The following is a 1315-nucleotide window of genomic DNA, read 5'->3' on the forward strand; positions in this document are numbered from 1 at the left end:
CACACGGGAGACAGCACCATGCCGAAGGACCAGACCAAATCCCAGGATTCCGACCGCGAGGCGATGCACCTCGCCGAGACGACCGACGTGTCGCCGAAGCAGGCGAAGGATCTTTTGCGCGAGCATGGCGGCGACAAGAAAAARGCCACCGAAAAGGCCAAGAATTTCAAGGCTGAGGGATAGCGGTGCAAGCGGCGCACGAAGGCAAGTTGACACTTGGTCAGGCCAAACGGTCTTTTACCGCATTGGCCGCCCACACGGGCATCCCGGTTGAATATGGCGAAGAGTGAGGCGCTATGCCAAGGCCGATGAAGAAGCCGGTTCCGAGAGCACCCGGTTTCTGCTTGGCCAGGGCCTGCAAYTGGTCGCGAATRAGATCGAGCCCGCCCGACGGCAGCAAACCGCCCAGATAGGCGACATGATCCGCGACCGTGACAGGATCCGCGACGAAACCAWAGATCGAAATGAAGGCCGCCAGCGCCGGAAGCGATTGACCCTTCGGAGGCGAATGCTCCCGAGGGGATTGTTGCTCTTGTTCAGTTCCTTATTGGGTGCACGAGGAAAGAGCTAGCCACTGGACTTCACCCCTGTGGCAGGCTCGTCGGGCATTGCCGGCCCCGACCGAGCAACGCGTCAGCGCGGCGCCACCAACTGAACTTGTTTATCTCGTCGTTCTCCTGAGATTGCCCGATGTCGCTAGCGGAACTTAACCCAACTTCACCGTCGGCTCGCGCGTCCACCAGCGTAACTCTCCAAGCCTTGCAACAAAGCCCGAAATATCCTTGGCCGATCCAAGGGAGATAACCGCCTCATCTTCGACAACTCCGGCCTTAGACAACAGCGGACCTGCCGCCTCGACGAAGCCGATGAACTTGCAATGCGCGAACGCATCCGCGACGAAGTCGCGGGCGGTCGATTCCTTCATCAGGTCGCCCATCGCAGGCTTTGCCGGCAACAGCGCGATGGCGTCGTAGAGAACCGATGGCGCGCCCGACATCATCTGGTGCGCATCGATCCAGCTGCCGTCGCTGGCCTTGGCTCCGCCGACCTTCGGCGCGATGATCTCGAAGCTTGCGCCAGCCTTGGTCAACGCCTGCTGCATACCCTTCAGCAGGCCGGCGTCTGTCCCGTCGGTCACGAGGATGCCGAGCTTGCGGCCTTCAAAACGACCGGGGCCGTTCTTGAGGATGCTGAGCGAATCCAACGCACCGAGATCCCGGCGCGTTGCCACTGCCGCATCGGCAGGCTTCGGCATAGCCTTCAGACCGAGTGCGTCCGCCACCTTGCCGGCCAGCCCATCGTCGATGTTCAGAAG

Annotated in this window: 1 protein-coding gene and 2 pseudogenes; 1 reads left to right on the forward strand and 2 read right to left on the reverse strand. The window is 61.3% G+C overall.

Annotation, left to right across the window (positions count from 1 at the left end):
• On the forward strand, positions 1-183 hold a 183-nt coding region (locus ACXJ7R_RS33060), incomplete at its 5' end, for a hypothetical protein (protein WP_457155465.1).
• A 97-nt stretch (positions 184-280) separates the two neighbouring features.
• On the opposite strand, the pseudogene ACXJ7R_RS33065 reads toward ACXJ7R_RS33060, so the two are convergent.
• Positions 281-478: pseudogene (locus ACXJ7R_RS33065) on the reverse strand (ribonuclease); the annotation flags it as partial.
• A gap of 228 nt (positions 479-706) precedes the next feature.
• Positions 707-1315 (reverse strand): annotated as a pseudogene (gene katE, locus ACXJ7R_RS33070) (catalase); the annotation flags it as partial.

It is taken from the genome of Mesorhizobium sp. P5_C1, assembly GCF_054049815.1.